The following is a 22271-nucleotide window of genomic DNA, read 5'->3' on the forward strand; positions in this document are numbered from 1 at the left end:
GAAGTGAGGATCGAGAAGCATATGGTTTAAGAGTACAGACTTAGAGCGCCGTTTTGTTTCAATCAGACGGCTCTCTAAGCCACAAACTGTCAGAAGTAGCATATTGCGAGCATCGCTCACCCTGTGAAAGCCTTTGTGGGAGCGATTGAATCACGGGAAAGGCATTCAGTGGGCTTAAAGCGTGTCGCAATCTTTCAGATTCGCTCTACACGCTTTAAGCTCTTGTTTTATCGCATACCGGTTTCGCAAAACCGCTTCGCACTTTTGCGCGACATGCTTTAGGATTCCCGCAAAATCCGCTCCAGCTTTTCCTGCTCCTCTGCACTCAGCGGGTCCGGCTCATGTCGCACACGCCGCCGCACGGCATAGACCGCCATGGCCACGGCACCGCCTGCCAGCAGCAGGATCGGTGTACCCCACAGAATAAGGGTCTTCCCCTCAAACCGGGGTTTCAGCAGCACGAATTCTCCGTAGCGTGACACCACATAGTTTACCACCGCCTCGTCGCTATCGCCGTTGACCAGCCGCTCGCGCACCAGCACGCGCAGGTCGCGCGCCAGTTCTGCGTTGGAATCATCGATGGACTGGTTCTGGCACACCATGCAGCGAAATTGCGCGGAAAGAGCCCGCGCCCGCGCCTCAAGGTTCGCATCGGACAAAACCTCATCCGGGTTGACCGCCCATGCCGATCCGCAGGTCAAAAACAGCCCGAAGAAGGCCCCGAAGACGGCAATGACAAGCCACCTCATTGCGCAGGCTCCGCCACAAGCCGGGCCTGTTCCCGGCGTTTGCGCGCGGGCGCACCCACGCGCAACCGGCGGTCACTCAGCGACACCACCCCGCCGGCCATCATGAAGAGTGTGCCGCCCCAGATGAAGAGAATGAAGGGTTTCCACCAGACCCGCACGACAACACCGCCATTGTCCATCTGGTCGCCCAGCGACACATAGAGCTGGCTTGCCCCAAATGTCGTGATACCAGCTTCCGTCGTCGGCATCTGCCGTACACTATAAAACCGTTTGGAGGACTCGACCGTCTCGCGCATCACGCCGCCGCGCAGAATGGTGAATCGGGCGATGGTTTCGGAATAGTTTGGCCCCTGTCCTTCGCGCATGCCGTCAAACCGCAGGCCATAGCCGCCCGCCTCGACAATCTGCCCCGGCTTCATCGCCTCCACATGTTCGCTTTGAAACGCCGTTACCGCCACAATGCCGATCAGCGTGACCCCCAGTCCAAGATGTGCCAGCGCCGTGCCAAACACCGAGCGCGGCAGTCCCGCAAAACGCCGCCACGCCGTGGCCCCCGCCACCTTGCCGATGCCCGCGCGCAGCCAGAGATCGGTGAGCGCGCCCAAAATCATGTAGATACCGAGCGCAATCCCCAAGGCGGCCAGAATTGGCCCGCCATTGTGGGCATAATACACACCCATCGCCACCAGCAGGCCAATGGCAGCAGACGCAAACAACCGCTGCCCCGCCGCCAGCACATCCCCCCGCTTCCACGCCAGCAGCGGGCCAAACGGCACCGCCAGCAAAAGGGGAATCATCAGCAGCCCGAAGGTCATGTTAAAGAACGGCGCGCCGACCGAGATCTTGTCGTTTGTCAGCGCCTCCAGCAGCAGCGGATACAGCGTGCCGGTCAGCACTGTCGCCGCCGCCGTGGTCAGGATGAGATTGTTGAAGACCAGCGCACCCTCGCGCGAGATCGGCGCAAACAACCCGCCTGCCTTCAGCCGCGTCGCACGCAGCGCAAACAGGCTGAACGCGCCCCCGATAAAGACGATGAGGATCGCCAGAATGAACACGCCCCGGCGCGGATCGGTGGCAAAGGCATGCACGGATGTCAGCACCCCGGAGCGCACCAGAAACGTGCCGAGCAGAGACAGCGAAAACGTCATGATCGCCAAAAGCACGGTCCAGATTTTCAGTGCGTTGCGCTTTTCCATTACCAGTGCTGAGTGCAGCAGCGCGGTGCCTGCCAGCCACGGCATGAAGGACGCATTTTCCACCGGGTCCCAGAACCACCAGCCGCCCCAGCCCAGTTCATAATAGGCCCAGTACGAGCCCATGGAAATGCCCGCCGTCAGAAAAGTCCACGCCGCCAGCGTCCACGGCCGCACCCAGCGCGCCCACGCGGCATCAATGCGCCCGTCAATCAGCGCCGCCACCGCAAAGGAGAAACACACGGAAAAGCCAACATAGCCGAGATAGAGAAGCGGCGGATGGATTGCCAGCCCGATATCCTGCAATACCGGGTTCAGGTCCTTGCCCTCCGCCGGTGCCGGTATCAGCCGGGCAAACGGGTTGGATGTCAGCAGAATGAACAGGCTGAATGCAACCGCAATCAGCGCCTGCACCGCCAGCACATTGGCCTTCAGCGTATCGGGCAGGTTGCCACCGAACAGCACCACAAGGGCGGAAAAGAACGTGAGGATCAGCAGCCACAGCAGCATGGAGCCTTCATGGTTTCCCCACACGCCGGAAATCTTGTAAATCATCGGTTTTAGCGAATGCGAGTTTTCCCAAACGTTTTGGACCGAAAAGTCAGAGACGACATAGGCTGTCGTCAGCACGAAAAACGCGAATGCCACCAGCGCAAAGGTCGCAATCGCCGCGGTCGAACCCACCTTCATCATGCCCGCATCGTGGCGCATGGCACCCACCAGCGGCACAAGACACTGGATCAGCCCGGTCGCCAGCGCCAGCACCAGCGCGTAATGTCCCAGCTCGATGATCATCGGCTTACGCCCTGTTCTGTTTCGGCGCGGACTTCCTCGGCTGGGGCGTCCCCACCCTGCAAGTGTTGAGCCTGCACTTTGTCAGCTTGCCCCTTCCACACGCCCTGTTCTTTCAGGCGGTCGGCCACGTCCTTGGGCATATAGGTTTCGTCATGCTTGGCCAGCACCGTATCGGCCACGAAAACCCCGCTGCCGTCGACGAATTTGCCTTCCGTTACCACCCCCTGCCCCTCGCGAAACAGGTCTGGCAAAATGCCCTTATAGGTTACGTTCACTGTGCCGACATGGTCCGTGACGCCAAAGGAAACGGTGGAACCCTCGCCGCGCTTCACCGTGCCTTCCGCCACCAGCCCGCCCAGCCGTATGCGCGTTTCAGGCGGCACATTCACCTTTTGCAGGTCACCCGGCACATAGAAATAGGCAACCGCCTGGCTGAACGCGAACATGACCAGAAAAACCGCCGTCGCGAGAAACGCGACGCCCGAACAGATCAAGGTCAGTTTCTTCTGCTTGCGGGTCAATTGACAGTACCCCCGGACGACAGGCCATCCTGCGCGTCAAAGGTCGTGACATTGCTGGGGTCAAACAGGGGAACAGACGAGCGCTGCACGCCGATAGGCTTCACACCCATGGTGCGGCTTCCCTCGTCCTGCAAACCCAGACTGTGTATAATTTGGTCTTGCACCGCCATACCCTGCCCATTTGTCCCCTGTGCATTTGATAGGGACCCGACACCCGGAACCGCCAACCCCGGCACTCCCAAACCGACGCCCGGATTCAGTACAGGGCCTATGGCCGGCTCCTCGCTATTGTCTGGACGTCCATCGGCCTGCCGGTCCGCTGGCGTCAATTTCAGTTCCACACCCAGCATTTTCAGTTGCTGCCGTTCCGCGCCGTCGTTTGGAAAGGCCTGCAAGCCCCGTTCTAGCGCATCAACCGCCTGTCCTCTTTGATTCAGAACAAGCCGGGAGCGCACCAGCCGCAACCACCCCTCGATATCGTCCGGCTGCGCGCGCAATTTGGCATCCAGCCCATCCACCATGCCCGCGATCATATCGCTGCGCTCCGTTGTCGAAAGGCTTTGCGCTGCGGCTACATCCTGCAGATCAGGCCCCGTCTTGCTGGCCGCCGCGCCCACCGTCGGTCCGCTTTCCAGCCCCGCCAGTTGCTCCCTCACCAGCGGAACCCATGGCGCATCCGCAGGCGACGATGCCAGAATAGTGTCGAAAGCCACCCTTGCCTTCGCGCTCTCACCACCCTGTTTCAGGGCCAGCGCCAGAAAGTACCGGGCGCGCGGATCGTTCCGGTCCATCACAAGAGCTTTTTGCAGCGCCTGCACGGCGTCCCCGGTCACGATGCCATCGTTCACGGCGATAGTCGCTTCGGCAAATCCGCCCAGTTGTTCCGGTGTTTCGCCCAGCAACCGCCCAGCATTGGCGTAGGCACGCGCAGCCTCTTCCATGCGGCCATTGCGCATATAAATGGGTGCCAGCACAGCCCAGCCTTTTCCATCATCGGGCTTTTGCGCCAGATGGCTTTCCACCCGCGCAATCATGATATTGATGTCGGTGCCCGCAGGCTCGGCCAGCCGGGCGGCCAGCGGCGCTGCCGGCACACCGGGGCTGCCTGTCGTCAAGTAAAGACAGAGCCCGATGGCGGGAAGACAGATGAGTACCAGTGCCTGTGCCACCCGGTTCCATCCACGTCCGCCGCCACGCACCCTCGGCGTCATATCCTCGCTGGCTTTCAACAGACGTCTGGAAACTTCCGTGCGCGCGGCCTGCGCATCCGGTTCACTGATAATCCCTGCCGCCTGGTCGCGGGTCAGTTCAGCCAACTGATCGCGGTAGACTTCCGCGTCATAGCCATCGCCCGCAGCCACGTCATCTCTGCGCGTCCACAGCGGCATAAGGAGGAAAACGGCAACAGCCGCTGTTAAAATGGCAACGAGGATCCAGAACAACATGCCGCTCAATACCATTGAGCAGCCCGCACATCCAAGAGCAAAAGCCCATCTCAAGAATATTTGAGGCGTTTCGCCGCAAGTTGCGAGCGTCCAAGCTTCTGTGCGCAACTGCTCAAATTTGTTTCGAACCAATTCCGGTTTGAAAGCTTATAGGCTACAGAAGGTGCGGAATTGGTCATTTGAGCAGTTCTGGGGCGTCGTAACCCCGCACGTAGTGGTCGTCATAGACCTATAAAGGCACCGCCTCGTCCATTCTATGGCCGGGGAGGCCTCGGCGTATGTCCAGAGCTTTGGCTTAAAGGCCGAGGCGGTCGCTCTGCGTGCGGCTTACGAACTCCCCGGTCACCAGAGGGAAACCTCGGTGGCCGTCTCTCTTTCAGGGGTTCGGCGAAATGGACTTGTATGTTCTGTGGAAAGACCTGCTAACGGCATATCACGCCTCATCAGACTGGATAAAAGCCCTCTGGCTGGTGATCCCGCCCACGTTTCTGCTGGTGCTGATTGGGATGATCATGTGCTACAAAATCGCCAGCCGGAAACCGGAACCGACGCCGGAGCCTGCCTATCCCGCACCGGCGCAGAACAACAAAAGCCCCACGTCACCGCTGCTGGAACAACCGCCAACCGAGCCGCAGCCCTGGGTGTAGCAGCCACACAGCCAATCGTCGTTCATGCGCAAGTGCTGAAATTTTTCGGCCGAACCAATTCCCGTTTGAAGCCTTATGCGCTAGAGATGGTGCGGGACCGGTGAAATGATCGGTCCCGGGGTGTGAGAACCCCTTTCACAGCGGTCGGTGTTTGACCGTAATAGCACCGCCTCGACCTCTATAGGGCCGGGGAGGCTTCGGCGTATGTCCAGAGCTTTGGCTTAAAGGCCGGGGCGGTCGCCTGTGGACGACTTCTCACCTCCCCGGTCACCAGAGGGAAACCTCCGGTGACCAACCCCTTAAAAGCATGTCCAGTGAAAACGGTTGCGTTTTCACGTCCGGACAATGCGACACAATCAGGAGTTTGAGGAGTTGCGCCATGAACGAGTAAAATTTTTGGAGGGACCTGCTGGATACCTTTCAGTCATCCACGGACTGGATCAAAGCCCTCTGGCTGATCATCCCACCTTTGTTTCTTCTGGCGTTGATCCGCATGGCCATGCGCTTCCGCCTGTCGCGCCTCAAGGCCATTCAAAAACCGGTGAACGTCCCAATCTACCCGGCCCGCACAGACGACACGGACGAAATTCTGGTTTTCAACCGGGACCTGATGGTCGAAAAAATCAGGGCCCCACGCAGGCTTCTGGTACGCGATCTCGAGCATCAAGCCGCTGAAACCAGCGAGGATCGACCGGATGCGTCGATCTGATCCGTTCAGATCAACGCATTGAGAGCATTTTCGGCGAGCACGTTGTTCACCAAAAATGCTCTAATCTTTTGTAGTGACGTGTTGTCCAGACGTAAATTTGAGATCAATGCGCCAGCATTTCCTCAACGATTCCCTTGGCGTCCAGCCTTGCGGGATAGTATGTCGGCCAGTTATCGATTTCCTTCAGCAAGGTCGCCCGGTCATTGCTGGAATACAGATGATAATGATCGGAAACCTTGGGCACAGTGGTGTGGTCGCTGAACGCGATGAAACCCGGCGCTGCATTGTCGCCGCGTATCTTTTTGAAGATGTAGCGAACGCCCCATCCACCGCTTGAATACGTGATGATTTCGTATCCGTCGGCGTCATAGGTAGCGGCAGCAACGTCCTTGCCCCGGAAAAAACGGATATACTGGCCGTTGATGTCGATCCGGTTCACATCGGTCTTGTAGCCAGCCTCATAGTATGCCCGATACTCAGCCGCGCTCTTGTCACCCTTTGTCGCCTTTTTCGCCATAACCGGCTCCAGCGTTCCATCCATCAGATAAGGATAGACCGATTGCCAGACGCCCGCCCAGTCCGATAGCGCGCGGTCCCGGATGTCATCTTTCTTCGCGTCAGAAGCCGTTTTCGTTTCCGCGGCCGTCTGTGTGTGCGAAATGCTGCCTTTCTGGTCCGATGCGGTGCCTGCGTTGGCACTCCCCGCAAATGCCAGAACGCAAGACACGGCAACGCCAAATCCAAGCGTTTTGCTCAGCGTGTTCATTCAGTGATCCCTCGCAAAATACTATCCATCTTAATTACTGTAATGTAATACCGTAACAATCTGGACCTAGCGTTTTTTGTCGAAGGATGCAAGCCACGCGCGGAGCACTTGCAATCACCCCGCACTGGCTGCGCGTCCTGCTAAGTTTCGAAGTCTGTGTTATCTCCGCAGCAGTGGTTGTGCGTGCGCATCAGCGCATCCGCCTTACACAAGCGCCTACGTGAGCGGCGTCCAAGTCCCATCCGGGTTGCGGCATGCGGCCCCTCGGGTCATTGTCTGCTGGGTCTTGATGGTCAGCGTGTGGCTGTACTGGCGGCAGTTCTGTGAGCCGACCTGATAGGGTGCCGCTGCAACCACCGAGCCGCTGACATCGCGCCCGGCCCACACCACCGGTTGCCCGCCGGGGGCAGCTTCCAGGGCACGGTATTCCGCTTCCAGCGCCCGCACCCGGTCCGCCTTGCTCAAGTCCGCCGCCGCGTTGCGCCCGATCACGCCTGTACCCAGCGCCGCAATATAGGTCTGTGATGTGGCAACGGGCGTCGGGCTTGCCAGCGCCGCCACGCCGGGCGTTTTGCGCGCTGCCGTGCCGCACCCGCTCAGAAGAACACCGCCGGCCAGAACGATCAGCAACGCAGATGCGGAAAATGAAGTCATGGTTTTATCCAAAGGTGCGGAAATTCTGTTATAATCTGTTGTGACATTGCAGCCTGTTTCAAGCAACATCCTTTATCATCGCAGGCAGAGTCAATGTTGCCAGCAGTCCACCCGCACCGGCGCGCGATAGCGCAAATACGCCTTTGTATTCGCTGGTAATCTCGCTGACGATGGAAAGACCCAGCCCCGTGCCGGGCTTGCTCTCATCCAGCCGCCGCCCGCGTTTCAGCGCCTCGCGAATCTCGTGAGGTTCCAGCCCCGGCCCGTCATCCTCGATGGTCACGGAAATCCATGTGCGCCGTCCGGAATCCTCGCCCGGGGGCAGGTCTTTTGCAGGCTCTGCCGTAATGGACACGCCTTGCACGGCAAACCGGGCGGCGTTTTCCAGCAGATTGCCGAGCGTTTCTTCCACGTCCTGCTGCTCCATCGCCAGCACCAGCCCGGGCGTGTCGAGATGCACGGTAAATTCCTTGTCCGGGTTCAGCCGCCGCATCACCCGGATCAGCCGTTCCACCACCGGCTGCACCTCGGTGCGCGCCAACAGCGAATCCCGCTGCGCGGCAATGCGCGCCCGGTTCAGGTAGGATTGCACCTGCCCCTGCATGGCCTCGGCCTGCGTGCGCACCAGATCGCCATGGGATTGTTCCAGCACACGCGATTCGTTCAGCAGCACCGCCAGGGGCGTCTTCAGCGAATGCGCCAGATTGCCCACCTGCATGCGCGCGCGCTCGATGATGCGTCGGTTGCTGTCAATCAGCGCATTGACCTCATTGGCCAGCGGCTGGATTTCCCGTGGAAACTCCCCGTCCAGCTTTTCACTGTCCCCGGCGCGGATTTTCTCCAGCGAACGGCGCACCTGATCCAGAGGTTTCAATCCATAGAGAATGGCCAGCGCATTCAGCGCAAAGCTGCCAAGGCTGAACACACCGAGTGCAATATACAGGTTTTGCGAAAAGTCACGAATATCGCGCTCCAGCACATCGCGGTTGCCCGCCACGCGAAAGCGCGCTGTGCGTCCTTCGATATCCAGCACCACTTCGGTTTCGGCCACCTCCACCTGATTGCCGAACGGGTCCTGCACCGTGTAGAATCGCTCGTAACTGGTATCGAACGGCACGTCTTTCACACTGGCCACCGGCAGTTCGCCGGAGCCAAGCGACGTTGAATAGAGCGGCTGGGTGTTGAAATTGCCAATTGGCTCCGCACTCCAGTACCAGCCGGTTTGCGGCTGTGAAAAGCGCAAATCCCCAAGCTGCGGGCTGCCAGCCAGTGCCGCATTGTCGTTGACCGAGATCGAGTTGATGACGTTGTAAAGCTGCGCCCGCAGCGTTTCCTGAAACCCGCGTTCCGATCCCTGCCGGTAAAGTTCCGAAATCACCACAGCAATCACAACCAGCGCCACCGCCGCCCATACGGTGGACACCAGCAGCACACGCGCCGTCAGCGATCTCGGTTTTAGAGCGCTATTCAATCTGATTGAATCAAATTGGCGCTCTAACCCTTTGCTTTTCAGCATAATCTTGTCGATCCTCGTTTCACTCCGGTCGGATTATGCTTGAGGGAGAGGTTAGCCACTTGCGGCATGATCGGGTGCCTGCATACGATAGCCAAGACCCCGCACGGTTTCGATCATCTCATTGCCGATTTTCTTGCGCAGCCGTCCCACAAACACTTCGATCGTGTTGGAGTCCCGGTCAAAATCCTGGTCGTACATATGTTCCACCAGTTCCGTGCGCGAAACAACCTGCCCCATATGGTGCATGAGGTAGGACAGCAAACGAAATTCATGCGAGGTCAGCTTCAACTGCACCCCGTTGAAAAGCGCTTTCGAACCCTTGGTGTCCAGCTTCACTGGCCCGCAAACAATTTCCGATGAGGCATGGCCCGCCGCACGGCGGATCAGCGCGCGGATGCGCGCCAGCACTTCTTCCACATGAAATGGCTTGGTCACATAATCGTCGGCACCGGCGTCGATGCCCGCCACCTTGTCGCTCCAGCGGTCACGCGCCGTCAAGATGAGGACCGGCATGGTCTTGCCCGCCGCCCGCCATTTTTCCAGAACCGTAACGCCGTCCATTTCCGGCAGGCCTATATCGAGGATCACCGCATCATAGGGCTCGCCCTCGCCCAGATAATGGCCTTCCTCGCCATCATAGGCCTGATCAACAACATAGCCCGCTTCTTTCAGCGTGTCGGCCAGTTGCCGGTTCAGTGTCGTATCGTCTTCAACAACAAGAATGCGCATTCACGTCCCGCCAAGAAAGCAATTCCAGCAAAAGTGTGAAGCGGTTTTGCGTCCGGAATTGCGGTAAAACAACGCCCTAAACAGGGAACCTGGTTATTGCTCTACCTTCATTGTCACTTTTTTCGGCCGTCCGCCATTGCCCTTCACCAGAACAGTGACAATACAGGCACCATCGCCGGTCGGCTGCGCCGATAAAAGATCGCCCCCGGTCTTGTCCACGACTTCGGCTGCGGCCTGGCTGCAATCATTGGCTGCACGCGCCAGTTGATAGGACACATCGCCGCCGGGCGCAGCAAAACCGGCCATATGGGTCGCAAGGACAGCAATGATCAAAGGCGAAGCCATAGCGAAACTTTCAGGGGGCTAAACTTTCAGGGCACTCGGAATTCTATGGTCCATATTTAGACAACCGCGTCTGAATGGCAAATGAATGTAAGGCTTTCGTACAACCTTACATTAGCCATACAGCTGTTTGTTTCAACGAAACTGAACAATGGGAGCGTTTCCGATCTGACCGGATCGGATCTGAAAATGCTCGAACATACTGTTTCTAAATTATATTATTTTCGATCCTCGCTTCGCTCCGGTCGGAATTTGTTTTAAGCTTCTGGCAGTGTGAATGCCCCCTCCGCCGATGCCCCCAGCGCCACCTTGGCGCCCTTCTGCCGCACGCGAATGCGAACCGTCGCCTCAACCGCGCCGAAGTCCGCTCGGCGTTCTCCCGCGCCATACAGGAAACGCGGCTCTGTCACCTCCTGAACCCGCCGCACCACGCCCCCGGCGTCCAGCACCTCTACCCGGTAGGCTTCGTGCGCCTCGTCCAGCGCAATGTCCCCGTCCAGCCAGTGGTCCGCATCCACCCGCGCCCGGCGTATCCACGTCACCTCCACATCGCCCGCCATCCGTTGCCGCCACCGCAGGTGCACCGGCGAAAGCGGCCTGTGCGCCATGATTCCGCCCGTAAATTCTGTGCTGTCCTTGGACAGGCTCGCAGCCCCCACCGGGTCCACCGTCCAGTTCATGCTCTGGCCGATTTCCGCCGCCGTCAGCCCCATGAGCTGCACGGCACGGTCCAGCACAACAGCAGGCGCGCCAGTGGCAGCTCCGATCGCATCCTCCGTTCCCGCCAATCCTCGCAGCAAACCGGTCAGCATCCAGCGCCCCGGGGCGGTTTCCTCCGCATGGCAGAACCCGATGATCTCCCATCGCCCATCCCCGGCAGACACTGCAATCCGGTTTTCCCCTGCGCGCACCGAAAGCGGCGATACGCTTTCCAGCGCACTGAAATGCAGGTCGAGCATCAGCGCATTGGCCCGGTCGAACCGGCCGGTCACACCCGGCATCAGCGGTGCCGCAAGCGTTCCTGTTCGCGCTGGTCGAGATGCTGTTGCCCGCGCGGTAAAGCCTTCAGAAAACAGCGATGACGATAGCATCACCGGTCGCCACGGGCGCGCAAACACCCCAAACCGGGCAAAACTCTCCGCGTTACCCGGCTCGTATTGCGGCAAGTCTATCAGATGCACCACCGGCGCAAACCCGTCCGCCGCATCCCGTGTTTCACTGGCTCCGGTGCTGATCTGCCGTGCCGTACCGCCCGCTGCGTGCAGAAACGAGCGGGCCTCCACATCGCGCATCTGTCCGTCATCCACACGGCTGATGATAAACAATCCCTGATGCCCCGGAAAATTGGGCCCCTGCCCAAGACGCACCACATCTCCGGGTTGCACATCCACCGTATTGGGGGGCAGGCTGAACCGCACCGTGCGCGCGCCCGCATGGTTGTCGCGCAGCGCGCTTTCCGCCAGTCCCGCGGCCCCTTCCTCATGCAGAACACCGCTCAGCGACAGGCGAATCACGCGCTCAATGGCGGGCCTCACCCGGCGCGAGCGCGCCGTCACCCGCTCATAGCTTGCCCCGGCGTTGAAGCTTTCCAGAATGGCCTCGCTTGCCAGATCGCTCGCCTGCCCGCGCGTTTCCTCAGTCAGCGGCTGCCCTGCTTTTTCCGCCAGCACCGTCAGCGTACGTGCAGGCAGCGCCACCCGCATGCGTGAGCGCAGCCGCAGCCGCCCGCCATCCTCCACCGCATCCAGTTGAAACGCCGCCATCAGCGGTTCCAGCACCGCCCGCGCAGACGCCTGTTCGCCCTGCACGTAGCCGGTCAGATCACCGCTCACCAGACTGGTGTCAATGTCATCAACCCCATGGTCGGCCAGCACCGCCGCCACGATATCGGCCAGTGTTCCCGCGCCCAGCCGCCCGTTCAGCCAGTGGCCCGTGTGCCAGTTCCCACCGTCCGACCACAGGGTCTGCTTTTGCGGAAAGGCCGGTGCCGGGCGCGCATCCCATGTCCACAGGAAGATATGGTCCGGGTCCACCATGCCCGCAGGCGCCCGGTGTCCCGCCCAGTGGGACAACTGCGCCTGCAAAAACCTGCGCTGCATGGAGTCCGATCGGTTGCCGTGGGAATGATAGGGTGCCATGCTTTCCGAGGATTTCGGATCCATGAACACATTGGGCTGGTTGGCGCCATTGTCGATGGCCGGGCAACCGAGTTCCGTAAACCAGATCGGTTTTCCTCGCGCAACCCAGCTGCTCGCCTGTGTCATTTCCCGCCCGCCGCGCCGCTCGTGATGTGGCTGGCTCCACCAGTTTTCCAGGTCCTTGTACCGGTACACCCATGGCTTGCCCGCCAGCCCGTCGGTGATCGGCGTGCGTTTGCGCGCGCTTCGGTCCTCGTCTGTCGCATAATACCAGTCGAACCCTTCGCCTGCGCTGATCATGCGCGCCATGGCCTCGCTGTCATCGGCCAGCAAAAACCCATCCGGGTTGCCTTCGGCCAGATCACCATCGCGCCAGTCCGCCAGCGGCATATAGTTGTCAATGCCCACCGCATCGATATGCGGGGAGGCCCACAGCGCATCCAGCGGATACAAGAGATCGCCGGAACCATCCTGCGGTTGATAGCAGGAATACTCACTCCAGTCGGCCGCATAGGTCAGCTTCGTGCCTGCCCCCAGTTCCCCGCGCACCGCCCCTGCCAGTTCCTGCAAGGCCTCTACAAAGGGAAACGCCCCCGTCCCATCCCGCAGCCGTGTCAGCCCGCGCATTTCCGAGCCGATGATGAAGCCCGCTACCCCTCCCGCCGTCTTTGCAAGCGCCGCAGAGTGCAGCACCAACCGGCGATACCCTTCCCCCGCCTTTCGGCCCTTCACAAATGCGTCGATCTGCGTGCGCACCGCCGCCGTACCGTCATCGCCAGCGGCATCGCAGGTTATGCGCCCCCGCCAGGGATAGGCTGGCTGTCCAACGCCGCCATAGGGCCCGCCATACGGATTGGGCAGAGTATTTCCATCAGGCACGTCCATCATGATAAAGGGATAGAGATACACCTCCAGCCCGCGCCTTTTGAGGTCGCGGATCGCCGCCACCACACCGTCATCACTGGGGGTGCCGCCGTACGCGGGCGCGTTATCCTTCGTGCTGACCAGATGCGCCATCTCTCGCGTCTGCCCGTCAACAGACCAGACAGCACTTTCGCCGGGTCGCTCCAGCGTCTCCACGCCGGGAAGAATGCGGCAGTGTCCCGCCCGCAAATCCGTGCCAAACCACGACACGACCAGCGCCACCCGCTTCAGGTTGGGGCAGAGCGCCTGCAATTCGTCGAGGGATGCTTCCCAGTCCGTATGGGCTTGAAACACATTCCGGTTCAGCAACCGGGCGCTGCCAGCCCACGGTGTTTCGCGCACCTGTTGGGGGTTGTAGCCGTGCTCGCTGGCACCGGGAATGATCGTGACCGCACGAACATCGCGCTCCAGCCGCCCCACGGGTCTCAGCACCTCAAATTGTAGCATGGGCAGCCGGTTGCCATAGGCTGCCAGCGGCAGCCGGTCGAACACCACATAGGCCAGCCCGCGAAATGCCGGTGCATCCACGCCCTGCTTTTTCACGATCAGCGGGTCCGGCAGTTGGTCCGCGGTGCCGCGATAGACGCGCATGTCCACCCCGTCGAGGTCCAGTTCCCGCCCGTCGGCCCACACCCGGCGCACGCCCGCAATCTCGCCCTCGCACAGGCCAACGGCGATATTGGCAAAATAGCTGAACGTCTCGACCCGCGTACCCTTGGCGCCCTTGCCGCCCCGGCGCTCCACCGTCACGTCCTCTTCAAACCGCGTCGCCCAGATCAGAGTGCCACCCACCCGCACCGTGCCGTAGGCACGGGTGATCGCCGCGCCGTCTTCTGCGCCGGGAAAACGCGCATCGGACAAGCGCGCGCGCTGCACCGTCTGGCTTGGCGAAAACAGGGCCTGATCCACCGCAGACCCGGCCACGGCCCCCAAAGCCTGCCCGACAACCGCACCCATCGGCCCGAAAAGCCCGCCAATCGCCGCGCCCGCCGCCTGCAAAACAATCGTCGCCATTCTTGTCTTTCTTATTATCAAGGAGAAATATTCAGCAAGGAATGCGGCGAAAACGGTTGTTTCCGGGAACCGGAGCTTCAGCCGTACTCAAGGCAAGTGAGCGGAGGAAACAGCCGTTTGCAGCCCATTATTGGTTGAATGCGGGCTGGGGAAAACGATGAACCGCCGCCACCCGCCGCACCCAGCTTGGCACCAGCGGTGACTCCATCACCTCCGCCTGTTCATAGGCATGGATAAAATACCCCGCCCGGCTGTAAATGCCCGCATGTTTGGCCGCACAGTCCGGCTGCCAGCGAAACAGCAGCAGGTCCCCGGGCTGAACATCGCTCAGCGCCAAAGATGGTCCGAAATGGCGCTCCGCACCCGCAATCATCCGGTCCTCGCCACAGCGCTCCGCCCAGTCTGCCGCATAGGCCTGCGGCACATCCGGCTCATGGCCGTAGAGTTCCCGCCACACGCCGCGCACCAGTCCAAGGCAGTCACACCCCACACCACGGCGCGCCGCCTGATGCCGGTAGGGCGTGCCGATCCATGTGCGCGCAATCTCCAGCACGCGGTCTGCCGTGGTGCTCATGGTATCAACGGCCTTCCATCATGCACGGTCTCGCCATCGGCATATGACATGGCAAAATCCGGCCCCGGCATGTGTGGAAACCCTTGGAAATTGATCGAATTGCCAAAGGTCGACCGGCACATGCCAAAGCTCTTGTCGCACCCCGCTGTCACAGTAAACGCATCGCCCTCTGCCATCGCCATTGGCGGCGGCAACCACAGCGTCAGCACAGTTTCATGCCCCTGGTTCATCTGGCTTTCCACATCCATCGACAGCCCAGCATTGGCTCCCGAGGTAAAGGTCAGCACACCATAGCGAAACCGATCCCCCGTCTGGCGGCCCAGCGCCGTGCGAAACCGCACCTCATCCTCCACCGCCAGCACCACGCCGTTGTGTCTATATCCATCGAGCTTCACCTTGCAGCGCCGGTCGCCAAGCTTGGCATCGCAGCGGCGGCTGTAAATGCGCCCCTGCACCTGATCCAGCCGATGCGTCATGCGTCGCAGTTCCGCACGAAACTGCCCGCCCGAAAGCGTCACCTCGCCGATGTCCTGCACCCGCAACAGAAGATGCTGCTGCGGCTCAGCCCAGTTGACCAGAAACACCTCAACCCGCGCGCCATCATAGCGCCCGGCGGAAATATCTTCGGCCGTAATGGCATCATGCGAAAATGCGCCCGCCACATCACCGCTTTCGGCCGATAGCCCCGCACCCGTATCCGTATCACTCGCCAGAAAGCCGCTGGCCGCCAGAAACCGCGTACCGTCGAACACCAGATCACGGTCATGCTCGGTAAAGCCCAGCACCACCCTGTCGTGCCGCGTCAGCCGCCATGCATGGCAGGTGGTCGTGGCACACCCCTTAAGATGCGCCGCCAGCGCTGCTGGAACGTGCCTCATGGCTGTATCTCCATCAACGGGATAGCCGGAATGGCACCCGCATTGAACTGCGCCAGATTGATCTCGATCCGGTCCGTATCGAACCGCACCGGCACATCGAACTCAAAGCCCGCCTGCACCAACGCCCCCACCGGCGGGGCAATAGCGAGTTGCACCATGCCGGTTGCTGGATCGACCCGGAAAGCATCCACCCGCTTCCCATTCACAGCCACCATCACCGTATCTGCCACGGGCTTGGCGATTTCGCGCCGCGTCTGTCCACCCGCATCGCTATAGGTTTTCACCAGCTGAAACCCGGTGGCCTGCCCGTCCCCCGTGCCAATGCTCTGGTCAAACGGAGAGATCACCTCGCCCGGTGCGCAGGATTTGAAATCCACCGGATCGCGAAACCGGAACCCGTAGAGTTGCCCCATCCGTGCCTCGAAAAACGCCACCACGACATAGAGATCGTCGATGGATCGGACCCCGGACCCCGCATCATAGTGCCTGCGCGCATCCCGCCAGCGGCTGTTGCGGTGCTCGCCGCCATTGGAAAGATTGACGATATCGGTGCGCCGCACCGGTCCGCCGCTGGTGCGCAGCGCCAGCCGCAGCGGAAACCGCACGTCATGAAATCCCGTCATCACAGCCCTCCATCACAGCCCTCTTCGGCCGCGCGCCACCGTGCGCGTCAGCATGGCGGAAATCTGCCCCTCCGATTTGCGGAAGCTCGCCACATCTGTCGCCGTGACATTGAAGGTCACGTTCACGCCACCACCGCCCGCGCCTGCCGCCACGCCCAGCGAACCATCCGCGCCGCGCTTCAGCGGCAAAATGGCCTCCGCCCCCGCTTCCCCCATCAGGCCCATTCCCCCAGACAGCGGAAAATAGGTCGGGGACGACACCACCCCGCCATCGGCAAACGCCTTCACCTTCCCCCCAAGCAGGTTCCCCCCAAGAAGGCTGGACACCGCTGAACTCAGCAGACTTTCCACCGGCTTCATTCCCGCAGACAGCGCAATCGCGCTGATGCGCAGCGCCACACCGCGCAGGCTATCCTCAAGCCCCTTGCCATCGCGCGCAGCACCCGTCAGCGCCGAGGTCAGTGCCCGCCCGAACGACCGGGAGCGCCCTTCCAGATCATCAAACACGCGCTTCAACGGCTCGGCATCGTAATCGAAGCCCACCTTCACGGTCCGCTCATCGTCCATTCGTCACCTCATCGGGAAATTGCCGCATCAGCGCGGCGAGATCGGCCCGCGTCAGCGTTGCCTCGTGTCTCACCAACCCGCCTGTCGCGGCATGAAATTCCTTGGGCGTCATCGCCCACAAAACCTGTGGTTCCAGCCGCAGCAGATGCAGCCCGGTATGCAGCACCCGTTCCCACGGAAACGCCGCATTGGACCGCGCGCCTGCTACGGCAACGGAGGGTTTTCTTCGGTTGTGTCCTTGGCCACCCCAAAGGTCACCGAGAGCAGTTCACCCACAAGGGCCGCCAGCGCTGCCACGCCACCCTCCATAGTCATGGTCGCCACGTCTTCGTCATCCAGCAGATTTCCGGCACCCCGCAGCCCCGCGCCTAAAATGCGGATCATATCGCCAGCCTTCAGTCGCCCGGTGGAAAACCGGGCCGCCAGGTCCATCAGATTGTCCGCCGCAAAGGCTGTTTCCAGTTCCGCCAATGCGCCGAGCGTCAGGCATAAAATCCTACGCTCGCCATTCAGCATCGCCTCCACCTCGCCCCGGTGTCGGTTCGCCCGCGCCATCACGCCGCCTCCCGAAAGGTCAGCGCACCTGCGGATTCCAACGCGATATCGAATTGCAGCTCCCCCACATGCTGGCCGGAATATTCCAGCGCCGTGATCATAAACGCCGCCTCGATGATGCCAAGGCCGGGTATCACCATCTGCCATGGCACGATATCGCCCGCAAAAAATGCTGCGCGCACCAGCGCATCCGACGCCTGATCCTTGAAAATTCCCGAGCCGGAAACACTGGCTCGCTGCACCCCTGCGCCGCCCAGCAGCTCACGCCACCGCCCTTCGGATTCGGCGTCCGTCACATCCACCGTCTCCGCATTGAATGCCAGCTTCTTGGACTTCAGTCCCGCCACTGTCACAAACCCGCCGCCACCCCCGATTTTCAGCAGGAAATCCCGTGCCTTCTGAGCCACCATCGCCTCACCTCCTAGAGCATTTCCTTCGAACAAATGTTTCCGGAAATGCTGTAACCTTTTGTTTCGACGCATTGTCCGGACGTGAAAGCGATCCCGCTTTCACTGGAAATGCTCTAATATTCAGTTGTCGGCTCCGTCACGGCGCGAAAAACCATGTCTGCCTTCTCGCGCCGCGCCCTGGTTTCCCTGTGTTCAAAGTTGACGAGCACCTGCCCCGGCAAAGTCATCGCACTTCCCGTCAGCACGGTTTGAACCCGCGCCACCACGGCCAGAAGCGCCGCACCCCCGCTGACCTCCACCACAAGCCGGTGCTCTTCACCGGCTTCGGTCGAGGTGGACCAGTCCGCGCTGGTGATCGCGCCCACCAGCACATGCGCCCCCGCCGTGCCCGTGGGCGCCGGCCGGTCGGAGATACCCCCTGGCCCCACCAGCCGCCGCAGCGGCCCATCCCCGGCCAGCACCCGCAGCACTGCCTTATGCAACGCCGCCGCTGCGCTCATCATTCCAATCGTAGGCGCGCTCATAATTTGACCCTTCGCCAGGGCCCCACCAGCCGGTCATACCCGGCAGGCACCGCCGCCACAGCCAGCGCCAGCGGCACCTGCCCGCGATATTCATAGAGTTGGCCTGCGTGCAGCAGCATGGCCTGGCGCAGCGGCTCCGGCACATCGTCACCCGTCAGGCCGAACCCGGCGGTAAAGTCGATCTCCAGTGGCCCACCCCCCGGCGACGGCCCTTCGAGCCGCCCGCCTTTGTCCAGCGCATAGAGCGAAGAATCCAGTTCTTGCGGTGCGCCAGCAGCGTCATAAACCGTCATTGCCTCAAGCGTTTGCACCGGTCCCTTGCTGATCTGAATCAAGCAAGGACCCGGCCACCGGTCCAGATACAGCCGCCACCGGCGGGTGATCAGGCACAGCCCCGTTTCCTGTTCCAGATGCTGGCGCGCCGCCTTGATGAGGCGGGCGAGAACCGCATCCTCCTCTTCCCCCTCAAGGCGCAAATGTGCCTTGAGGTCGGACAGCGCCAGCGGCTCGGCCGGTGGCGCAACAATTTCCGCATAAGCCATGGTTACGCCGCCATCTTCAGAAGCTTGATCGCCTCAAAGTTCTGCACGCCACCGCCCACGCGCTTGGTCACGTAGAACTGCACATATGGCTTGTTGGAGTACGGATCGCGCAGGATGCGCACGCCGGTGCGGTCCACCACCAGATAGCCCGCACGGAAATCACCGAAGGCCAGCGGCACCGTGCCCTGCCCGATAGACGGCATATCCTCGGCCTCAACAACGCCGAAGCCCATCAGCGATGCCGCCTGCCCCGCCGCTGCCGGTGGTTGCCACAGATAGTTGCCGTCGCGATCCTTGAACTTGCGGATTTCCCCCTGCGTGCGCCGGTTCATCACAAAGCGCGCATTCTGGCGGTAGCCTGCCTTGAGCGAATAGATCAGGTCCACCAGCACATCGGATGGGTCCGCAGCCTTGAACCCTGTTGCTGCGCCACTGGCAAGCGTGCCGAGCGATCCCCACGCCCAGCCAGAATCCGCCACCTGCGGTTCCGCCAGAAAGCCCTTTGGCTTGTTCACACCATCACCGCTGACAAAGGCCGTGCCTTCCTGCTGGGCAAACGCAATGTCCACTTCGCTGGCAATCCAGCTTTCAATGTCCACCGCCGCATCGTCCAGCAGCGCCACGGTCGCCGCAGGCATGGCGTAAAGCTCCATGGTCGGAAACGACAGTTCCACAAAATTCGGCGTGTCCGTCTCCGGGCGCTTGTCGGTCTCGCCCACCCAGTTGGCTTTCAGCCCATTGGCCGCCACTGGCTTTTTCAGCACGGAGCCGGAAACCTGCCGCACCGTCGCCAGTGAACGGATCGGCGAAATCGCCGTCAGCATCCGGCCAATCTCGGTATCCATCTGGGCAGGCACCAGAAAGCCACCATCCTTGCCAACGGAGAAGGACTTGCTTTCCACCTCACGCAGGCCCGTCTCATCCCCGTGGCGCACATAGGCTTCAAAGGCAGTCTTATGCTCTACATCGCCCACGGCCTCACGCCCGCCGATGGCCGGTCGTGCCTTTTTCAGCAGGAGCTGGTCCAGCGCCCGCTTCTGGTCGTCCATGGCGCGGTTGATCCGCTCCATTTTGTCGCGGGTTACAACGTCCTCGGTCAGCTTGCTTTCCACCTCGCGCAACCGGCGGTCATTGGTGTCCTTGAAGGCCTCGAATGCCCCCATGAAATCCTCGAACGCCGCGCCGATCGTATCGTGAGACGCCTTGATCTCCGGTGCGTGAACAGGTGTCTCGTGAACAGGTGCTTGGCTCATCTATCGGTCCTTTATTGAAACAGTGTTGTTCATCATCCGTGCCGCTGCCCGCATGGCGGCAAGCAGCCCGGTCGTTCCGCGCGGGTGCGTCCACGCGGTTTTCACATCCGCAATGCGGGCCGAAGCCAGCATGGGAAAGGTCACAACGGAGATTTCCCAGAGGTCCGCCTCCAGAATGCGCCGCACGCCGCTCTTGCGGTCCGTGCGCGCCCTCACCGTTTGAAATCCTATGGAAAGCCCGTCGAGAGCGCCGTTCTTTAACAGCGCATGCACCTCGGCGGCCCGCGTCACGCCCAGCGAGAGCCGCCCCTCGACATACAGCCCCCGCGCATCCTCGCGGATGGTGGTCCAGCGCCCGATGGGCTGGTTGGGGTCATGCTGAAACAGCATCCGCACCCCCGCCGCCCCGCGCCTCGTCAGCGAGCTTGAAAACGCCCCCGGCTCGATCACGTCCTTGCCGAGGTCCACCTCGCCAAACACGCTGGCATAGCCCGAAAACCGCCCCTCGCCCGTGTCATCCAGTGCCAGATTCGCAGTGCGACGCGGCTGCACGCCCGTCCTGTCGGTCATGGTTCACACCCTTTCGGCACAGTCAGAAATTTTTGATGTTTTGGAAAATCCGCCCGCCGCAGCGGTGGCTATTGGCTGAGCCGCGCTCACGCCCTCATTCCTATGCTGGTCACAGGAATGAGGGATGGAGAGAGTTGAGCGCCACACCTATCGCTCACATGAGTTGCGCGTTAAGGCGCTGAAGCACAGTCAGAAAGTGTTAACTTATCCTCAATACAATCGAATTCGGAGATGACGGACCGGTCCATCCTCCCTCATTCCTGTGCTGGTCACAGAAATCCAACCACGCGAAGTCCTTTGCGTGAATAGGTCACCTCCCCCTCGAAACCACTTTAAAAGTATGGTTTTTCCGAATCCTTGGAATCCTTTAGCCAGATTCGTTCAACTCTTGAATCACCAACTTCACGCAGCACCCAACCGGATTCCGCCGCTCACTCCAACCCATTGAAACTTCACGCTTCCCCGCTCCCATACCCCACAGCGTCTCGTTTCTCGGCGTCGCTCAGAAAATCCGCCGCAGACACCCGCGCCCACAGCTGGTCCCGCTCGGCAGACAAGCCCGCCACCTGATCCAGATCCGCCGTCAATTTCAGGTCCGCGCCATACAAGCCGCTCATCCAGTTGGACAAAGCGCCCCCCGTGCGCATCACCAGCGGCAAAACCGTTAGCCGGTAAAACGCCCGGTTGGCTTCCTGATAATTGGAATAGGTGTTGTCTCCGGGAATCCCCATCAGCATCGGCGGCACGCCCAGCGCCAGCGCGATATCCCGGCTCGCGCCATTTTTGGCTTCGACAAAATCCATGTCCTTGGGCGAGAGCCCCATACTTTTCCAGTCAAGCCCGCCCTCCAGCAGCAACGGACGCCCCGCCTTCGCAGGCCCGGAATAGCCCTCATCCAGTTCCGCCTTCAGCCGGTCGAACTGGTCGGACGAAAGATTGCCGCCCTCCTTCGGCTGGTACACCAGCGCCCCGGATGGCCGCGCCGAGTTGTCCAGAAGCGCCTTGTTCCAGGTCGCCGCTGCATTGTGCAGATCCAGCGCCATATGGGCCGCTTCCAGCGGTGGAAACCCAAGCTGATCGTCCACCGGGTGAAACAGCCGCAGATGTAAAAGCCGCTCCTCTCCATCCGCGCCATACCGTCGCACGGTACTGCCGACGCGGTACTCGTAGCTTTCCGGCCACCCATCCCGCCCGTCGATCACCCGCACCCGGTCGGGCCGCAACAGATGCAGTTCGCGCAGGCGCCCATCCACCTCCAGCGCCTCCACATAGGCATTGCCCGAAAGCGTCAGATGGCCATAGAGCGCCTCCAGAAACTCATTGCCCGCACTGCGCCCATTGGGCCGCGCCAGCAGTTTCAGCGCCGCATGGTCGCTCACCTCCCGCCCGTTTTCATAGGCAAGCCACGGAATGGACGCCGCCGCCTCACAGATCATCCGCACGGCGCGGTAAGCCACGGGGTTGCGCATAAACCCTTCGCGCGCCAGCGACCCATAAGACCGCGACGACCAATGCGCCCGCCCCTCCGTGGCAAAGGCCACATACCCCGTGGCTGCTTTCATCTCCGGCTTTCGCCAGAACCGCGTCAAAGACACTTTCATCCTTATGTCCTTTTCCCAAGGGGGAGCGGCAC

General features: G+C 61.2%; 22 protein-coding genes and 2 pseudogenes. 2 read left to right on the forward strand and 22 right to left on the reverse strand.

The features are described from left to right. Positions 1-278: 278 nt before the first annotated feature. From IFT84_RS01325 to ccmI, 4 genes and pseudogenes are all read right to left on the reverse strand, one after another. A complete protein-coding gene (locus IFT84_RS01325) occupies positions 279-749 on the reverse strand; it encodes a cytochrome c-type biogenesis protein (protein ID WP_192116837.1) in 471 nt (156 codons plus the stop codon). Continuing rightward, the gene (locus tag IFT84_RS01330; RefSeq protein WP_192116838.1) at positions 746-2737 is read right to left on the reverse strand and encodes a heme lyase CcmF/NrfE family subunit; all 1992 of its coding nucleotides are present in this window, start codon (positions 2735-2737) and stop codon (positions 746-748) included. Before IFT84_RS01330 ends, IFT84_RS01325 begins: the two co-directional genes overlap by 4 nt. Beyond that, the gene (ccmE, locus tag IFT84_RS01335; RefSeq protein WP_192116839.1) at positions 2734-3258 is read right to left on the reverse strand and encodes a cytochrome c maturation protein CcmE; all 525 of its coding nucleotides are present in this window, start codon (positions 3256-3258) and stop codon (positions 2734-2736) included. Before ccmE ends, IFT84_RS01330 begins: the two co-directional genes overlap by 4 nt. 332 nt (positions 3259-3590) lie before the next feature. Beyond that, positions 3591-4703: pseudogene (gene ccmI / locus IFT84_RS01340) on the reverse strand (c-type cytochrome biogenesis protein CcmI); the annotation flags it as partial. A 392-nt stretch (positions 4704-5095) separates the two neighbouring features. On the opposite strand from ccmI, the gene IFT84_RS01345 reads away from it, so the two are divergent. Beyond that, complete coding sequence (locus IFT84_RS01345) at positions 5096-5350, forward strand: hypothetical protein (RefSeq protein ID WP_192116841.1); 255 nt, start codon at positions 5096-5098, stop codon at positions 5348-5350. Between the two features lie 493 nt (positions 5351-5843). Beyond that, positions 5844-6059 (forward strand): hypothetical protein, encoded by a 216-nt coding sequence (locus IFT84_RS01350; RefSeq protein ID WP_192116842.1) that lies wholly within the window; start codon positions 5844-5846, stop codon positions 6057-6059. A 103-nt stretch (positions 6060-6162) separates the two neighbouring features. Here the strand turns inward: IFT84_RS01350 and IFT84_RS01355 are convergent, their stop codons facing one another. The 18 genes and pseudogenes from IFT84_RS01355 to IFT84_RS01440 form a co-directional block, all read right to left on the reverse strand. After that, entirely contained in the window at positions 6163-6825 is a 663-nt protein-coding gene (locus IFT84_RS01355) for a ZinT family metal-binding protein (protein ID WP_192116843.1), read from the reverse strand. A 216-nt stretch (positions 6826-7041) separates the two neighbouring features. After that, positions 7042-7479: a hypothetical protein gene (locus tag IFT84_RS01360; RefSeq protein ID WP_192116844.1), complete on the reverse strand. Its 438-nt coding sequence runs from the start codon at positions 7477-7479 to the stop codon at positions 7042-7044. Positions 7480-7537: 58 nt separating this feature from the next. Then, positions 7538-8995 (reverse strand): ATP-binding protein, encoded by a 1458-nt coding sequence (locus IFT84_RS01365; RefSeq protein WP_192116845.1) that lies wholly within the window; start codon positions 8993-8995, stop codon positions 7538-7540. 51 nt (positions 8996-9046) lie between these two features. After that, positions 9047-9724 (reverse strand): response regulator transcription factor, encoded by a 678-nt coding sequence (locus IFT84_RS01370; RefSeq protein WP_192116846.1) that lies wholly within the window; start codon positions 9722-9724, stop codon positions 9047-9049. Between the two features lie 93 nt (positions 9725-9817). Further along, positions 9818-10069 carry a hypothetical protein gene (locus tag IFT84_RS01375; RefSeq protein ID WP_192116847.1) on the reverse strand — a complete coding sequence of 84 codons (252 nt, stop codon included), beginning with the start codon at positions 10067-10069 and terminating at the stop codon, positions 9818-9820. 254 nt (positions 10070-10323) lie between these two features. Beyond that, positions 10324-14142, reverse strand: a complete 3819-nt coding sequence (locus IFT84_RS01380) for a baseplate multidomain protein megatron (RefSeq protein WP_192116848.1) — start codon at positions 14140-14142, stop codon at positions 10324-10326. Between the two features lie 127 nt (positions 14143-14269). Further along, positions 14270-14716 (reverse strand): NlpC/P60 family protein, encoded by a 447-nt coding sequence (locus tag IFT84_RS01385; RefSeq protein WP_192116849.1) that lies wholly within the window; start codon positions 14714-14716, stop codon positions 14270-14272. Beyond that, positions 14713-15594 carry a DUF2163 domain-containing protein gene (locus IFT84_RS01390; protein WP_192116850.1) on the reverse strand — a complete coding sequence of 294 codons (882 nt, stop codon included), beginning with the start codon at positions 15592-15594 and terminating at the stop codon, positions 14713-14715. Before IFT84_RS01390 ends, IFT84_RS01385 begins: the two co-directional genes overlap by 4 nt. Continuing rightward, positions 15591-16217, reverse strand: coding sequence for a DUF2460 domain-containing protein (locus IFT84_RS01395; protein WP_192116851.1), 627 nt, complete (start codon positions 16215-16217; stop codon positions 15591-15593). The genes IFT84_RS01390 and IFT84_RS01395 overlap by 4 nt, the downstream gene beginning before the upstream one ends. 12 nt (positions 16218-16229) lie before the next feature. Further along, positions 16230-16784, reverse strand: coding sequence for a phage tail tape measure protein (locus IFT84_RS01400; RefSeq protein ID WP_192116852.1), 555 nt, complete (start codon positions 16782-16784; stop codon positions 16230-16232). Beyond that, a pseudogene (locus IFT84_RS01405) lies at positions 16774-16953 on the reverse strand (phage tail assembly chaperone); the annotation flags it as partial. The pseudogene IFT84_RS01405 and the gene IFT84_RS01400, both read right to left, overlap by 11 nt. A 35-nt stretch (positions 16954-16988) precedes the next feature. Further along, positions 16989-17339 carry a gene transfer agent family protein gene (locus tag IFT84_RS01410; protein WP_192116854.1) on the reverse strand — a complete coding sequence of 117 codons (351 nt, stop codon included), beginning with the start codon at positions 17337-17339 and terminating at the stop codon, positions 16989-16991. Continuing rightward, positions 17339-17749, reverse strand: coding sequence for a phage major tail protein, TP901-1 family (locus tag IFT84_RS01415; protein ID WP_192116855.1), 411 nt, complete (start codon positions 17747-17749; stop codon positions 17339-17341). Before IFT84_RS01415 ends, IFT84_RS01410 begins: the two co-directional genes overlap by 1 nt. 113 nt (positions 17750-17862) lie before the next feature. Beyond that, positions 17863-18273: a DUF3168 domain-containing protein gene (locus IFT84_RS01420; protein WP_192116856.1), complete on the reverse strand. Its 411-nt coding sequence runs from the start codon at positions 18271-18273 to the stop codon at positions 17863-17865. Next, positions 18270-18815, reverse strand: a complete 546-nt coding sequence (locus tag IFT84_RS01425; protein ID WP_192116857.1) for a head-tail connector protein — start codon at positions 18813-18815, stop codon at positions 18270-18272. The genes IFT84_RS01420 and IFT84_RS01425 overlap by 4 nt, the downstream gene beginning before the upstream one ends. Positions 18816-18817: 2 nt before the next feature. Then, positions 18818-20068: a phage major capsid protein gene (locus tag IFT84_RS01430; protein ID WP_192116858.1), complete on the reverse strand. Its 1251-nt coding sequence runs from the start codon at positions 20066-20068 to the stop codon at positions 18818-18820. Beyond that, complete coding sequence (locus IFT84_RS01435) at positions 20069-20638, reverse strand: HK97 family phage prohead protease (RefSeq protein WP_192116859.1); 570 nt, start codon at positions 20636-20638, stop codon at positions 20069-20071. Positions 20639-21090: 452 nt separating this feature from the next. Continuing rightward, entirely contained in the window at positions 21091-22239 is a 1149-nt protein-coding gene (locus IFT84_RS01440; protein ID WP_192116860.1) for a phage portal protein, read from the reverse strand. Between the last annotated feature and the right edge of the window lie 32 nt (positions 22240-22271).

This window comes from Rhizobium sp. CFBP 8762 (genome assembly GCF_014841565.1).
Taxonomy (GTDB): domain Bacteria; phylum Pseudomonadota; class Alphaproteobacteria; order Rhizobiales; family Rhizobiaceae; genus CFBP-8762.

Bases quoted from the DNA above. Each gene is read 5' to 3' on its own strand.
- IFT84_RS01325 (WP_192116837.1), bottom strand. From the start codon at position 749: ATGAGGTGGCTTGTCATTGCCGTCTTCGGGGCCTTCTTCGGGCTGTTT.
- IFT84_RS01330 (WP_192116838.1), bottom strand. From the start codon at position 2,737: ATGATCATCGAGCTGGGACATTACGCGCTGGTGCTGGCGCTGGCGACC.
- IFT84_RS01345 (WP_192116841.1), top strand. From the start codon at position 5,096: ATGGACTTGTATGTTCTGTGGAAAGACCTGCTAACGGCATATCACGCC.
- IFT84_RS01350 (WP_192116842.1), top strand. From the start codon at position 5,844: ATGGCCATGCGCTTCCGCCTGTCGCGCCTCAAGGCCATTCAAAAACCG.
- IFT84_RS01355 (WP_192116843.1), bottom strand. From the start codon at position 6,825: ATGAACACGCTGAGCAAAACGCTTGGATTTGGCGTTGCCGTGTCTTGC.
- IFT84_RS01360 (WP_192116844.1), bottom strand. From the start codon at position 7,479: ATGACTTCATTTTCCGCATCTGCGTTGCTGATCGTTCTGGCCGGCGGT.
- IFT84_RS01365 (WP_192116845.1), bottom strand. From the start codon at position 8,995: ATGCTGAAAAGCAAAGGGTTAGAGCGCCAATTTGATTCAATCAGATTG.
- IFT84_RS01370 (WP_192116846.1), bottom strand. From the start codon at position 9,724: ATGCGCATTCTTGTTGTTGAAGACGATACGACACTGAACCGGCAACTG.
- IFT84_RS01375 (WP_192116847.1), bottom strand. From the start codon at position 10,069: ATGGCTTCGCCTTTGATCATTGCTGTCCTTGCGACCCATATGGCCGGT.
- IFT84_RS01380 (WP_192116848.1), bottom strand. From the start codon at position 14,142: ATGGCGACGATTGTTTTGCAGGCGGCGGGCGCGGCGATTGGCGGGCTT.
- IFT84_RS01385 (WP_192116849.1), bottom strand. From the start codon at position 14,716: ATGAGCACCACGGCAGACCGCGTGCTGGAGATTGCGCGCACATGGATC.
- IFT84_RS01390 (WP_192116850.1), bottom strand. From the start codon at position 15,594: ATGAGGCACGTTCCAGCAGCGCTGGCGGCGCATCTTAAGGGGTGTGCC.
- IFT84_RS01395 (WP_192116851.1), bottom strand. From the start codon at position 16,217: ATGACGGGATTTCATGACGTGCGGTTTCCGCTGCGGCTGGCGCTGCGC.
- IFT84_RS01400 (WP_192116852.1), bottom strand. From the start codon at position 16,784: ATGGACGATGAGCGGACCGTGAAGGTGGGCTTCGATTACGATGCCGAG.
- IFT84_RS01410 (WP_192116854.1), bottom strand. From the start codon at position 17,339: ATGGCGCGGGCGAACCGACACCGGGGCGAGGTGGAGGCGATGCTGAAT.
- IFT84_RS01415 (WP_192116855.1), bottom strand. From the start codon at position 17,749: ATGGTGGCTCAGAAGGCACGGGATTTCCTGCTGAAAATCGGGGGTGGC.
- IFT84_RS01420 (WP_192116856.1), bottom strand. From the start codon at position 18,273: ATGAGCGCGCCTACGATTGGAATGATGAGCGCAGCGGCGGCGTTGCAT.
- IFT84_RS01425 (WP_192116857.1), bottom strand. From the start codon at position 18,815: ATGGCTTATGCGGAAATTGTTGCGCCACCGGCCGAGCCGCTGGCGCTG.
- IFT84_RS01430 (WP_192116858.1), bottom strand. From the start codon at position 20,068: ATGAGCCAAGCACCTGTTCACGAGACACCTGTTCACGCACCGGAGATC.
- IFT84_RS01435 (WP_192116859.1), bottom strand. From the start codon at position 20,638: ATGACCGACAGGACGGGCGTGCAGCCGCGTCGCACTGCGAATCTGGCA.
- IFT84_RS01440 (WP_192116860.1), bottom strand. From the start codon at position 22,239: ATGAAAGTGTCTTTGACGCGGTTCTGGCGAAAGCCGGAGATGAAAGCA.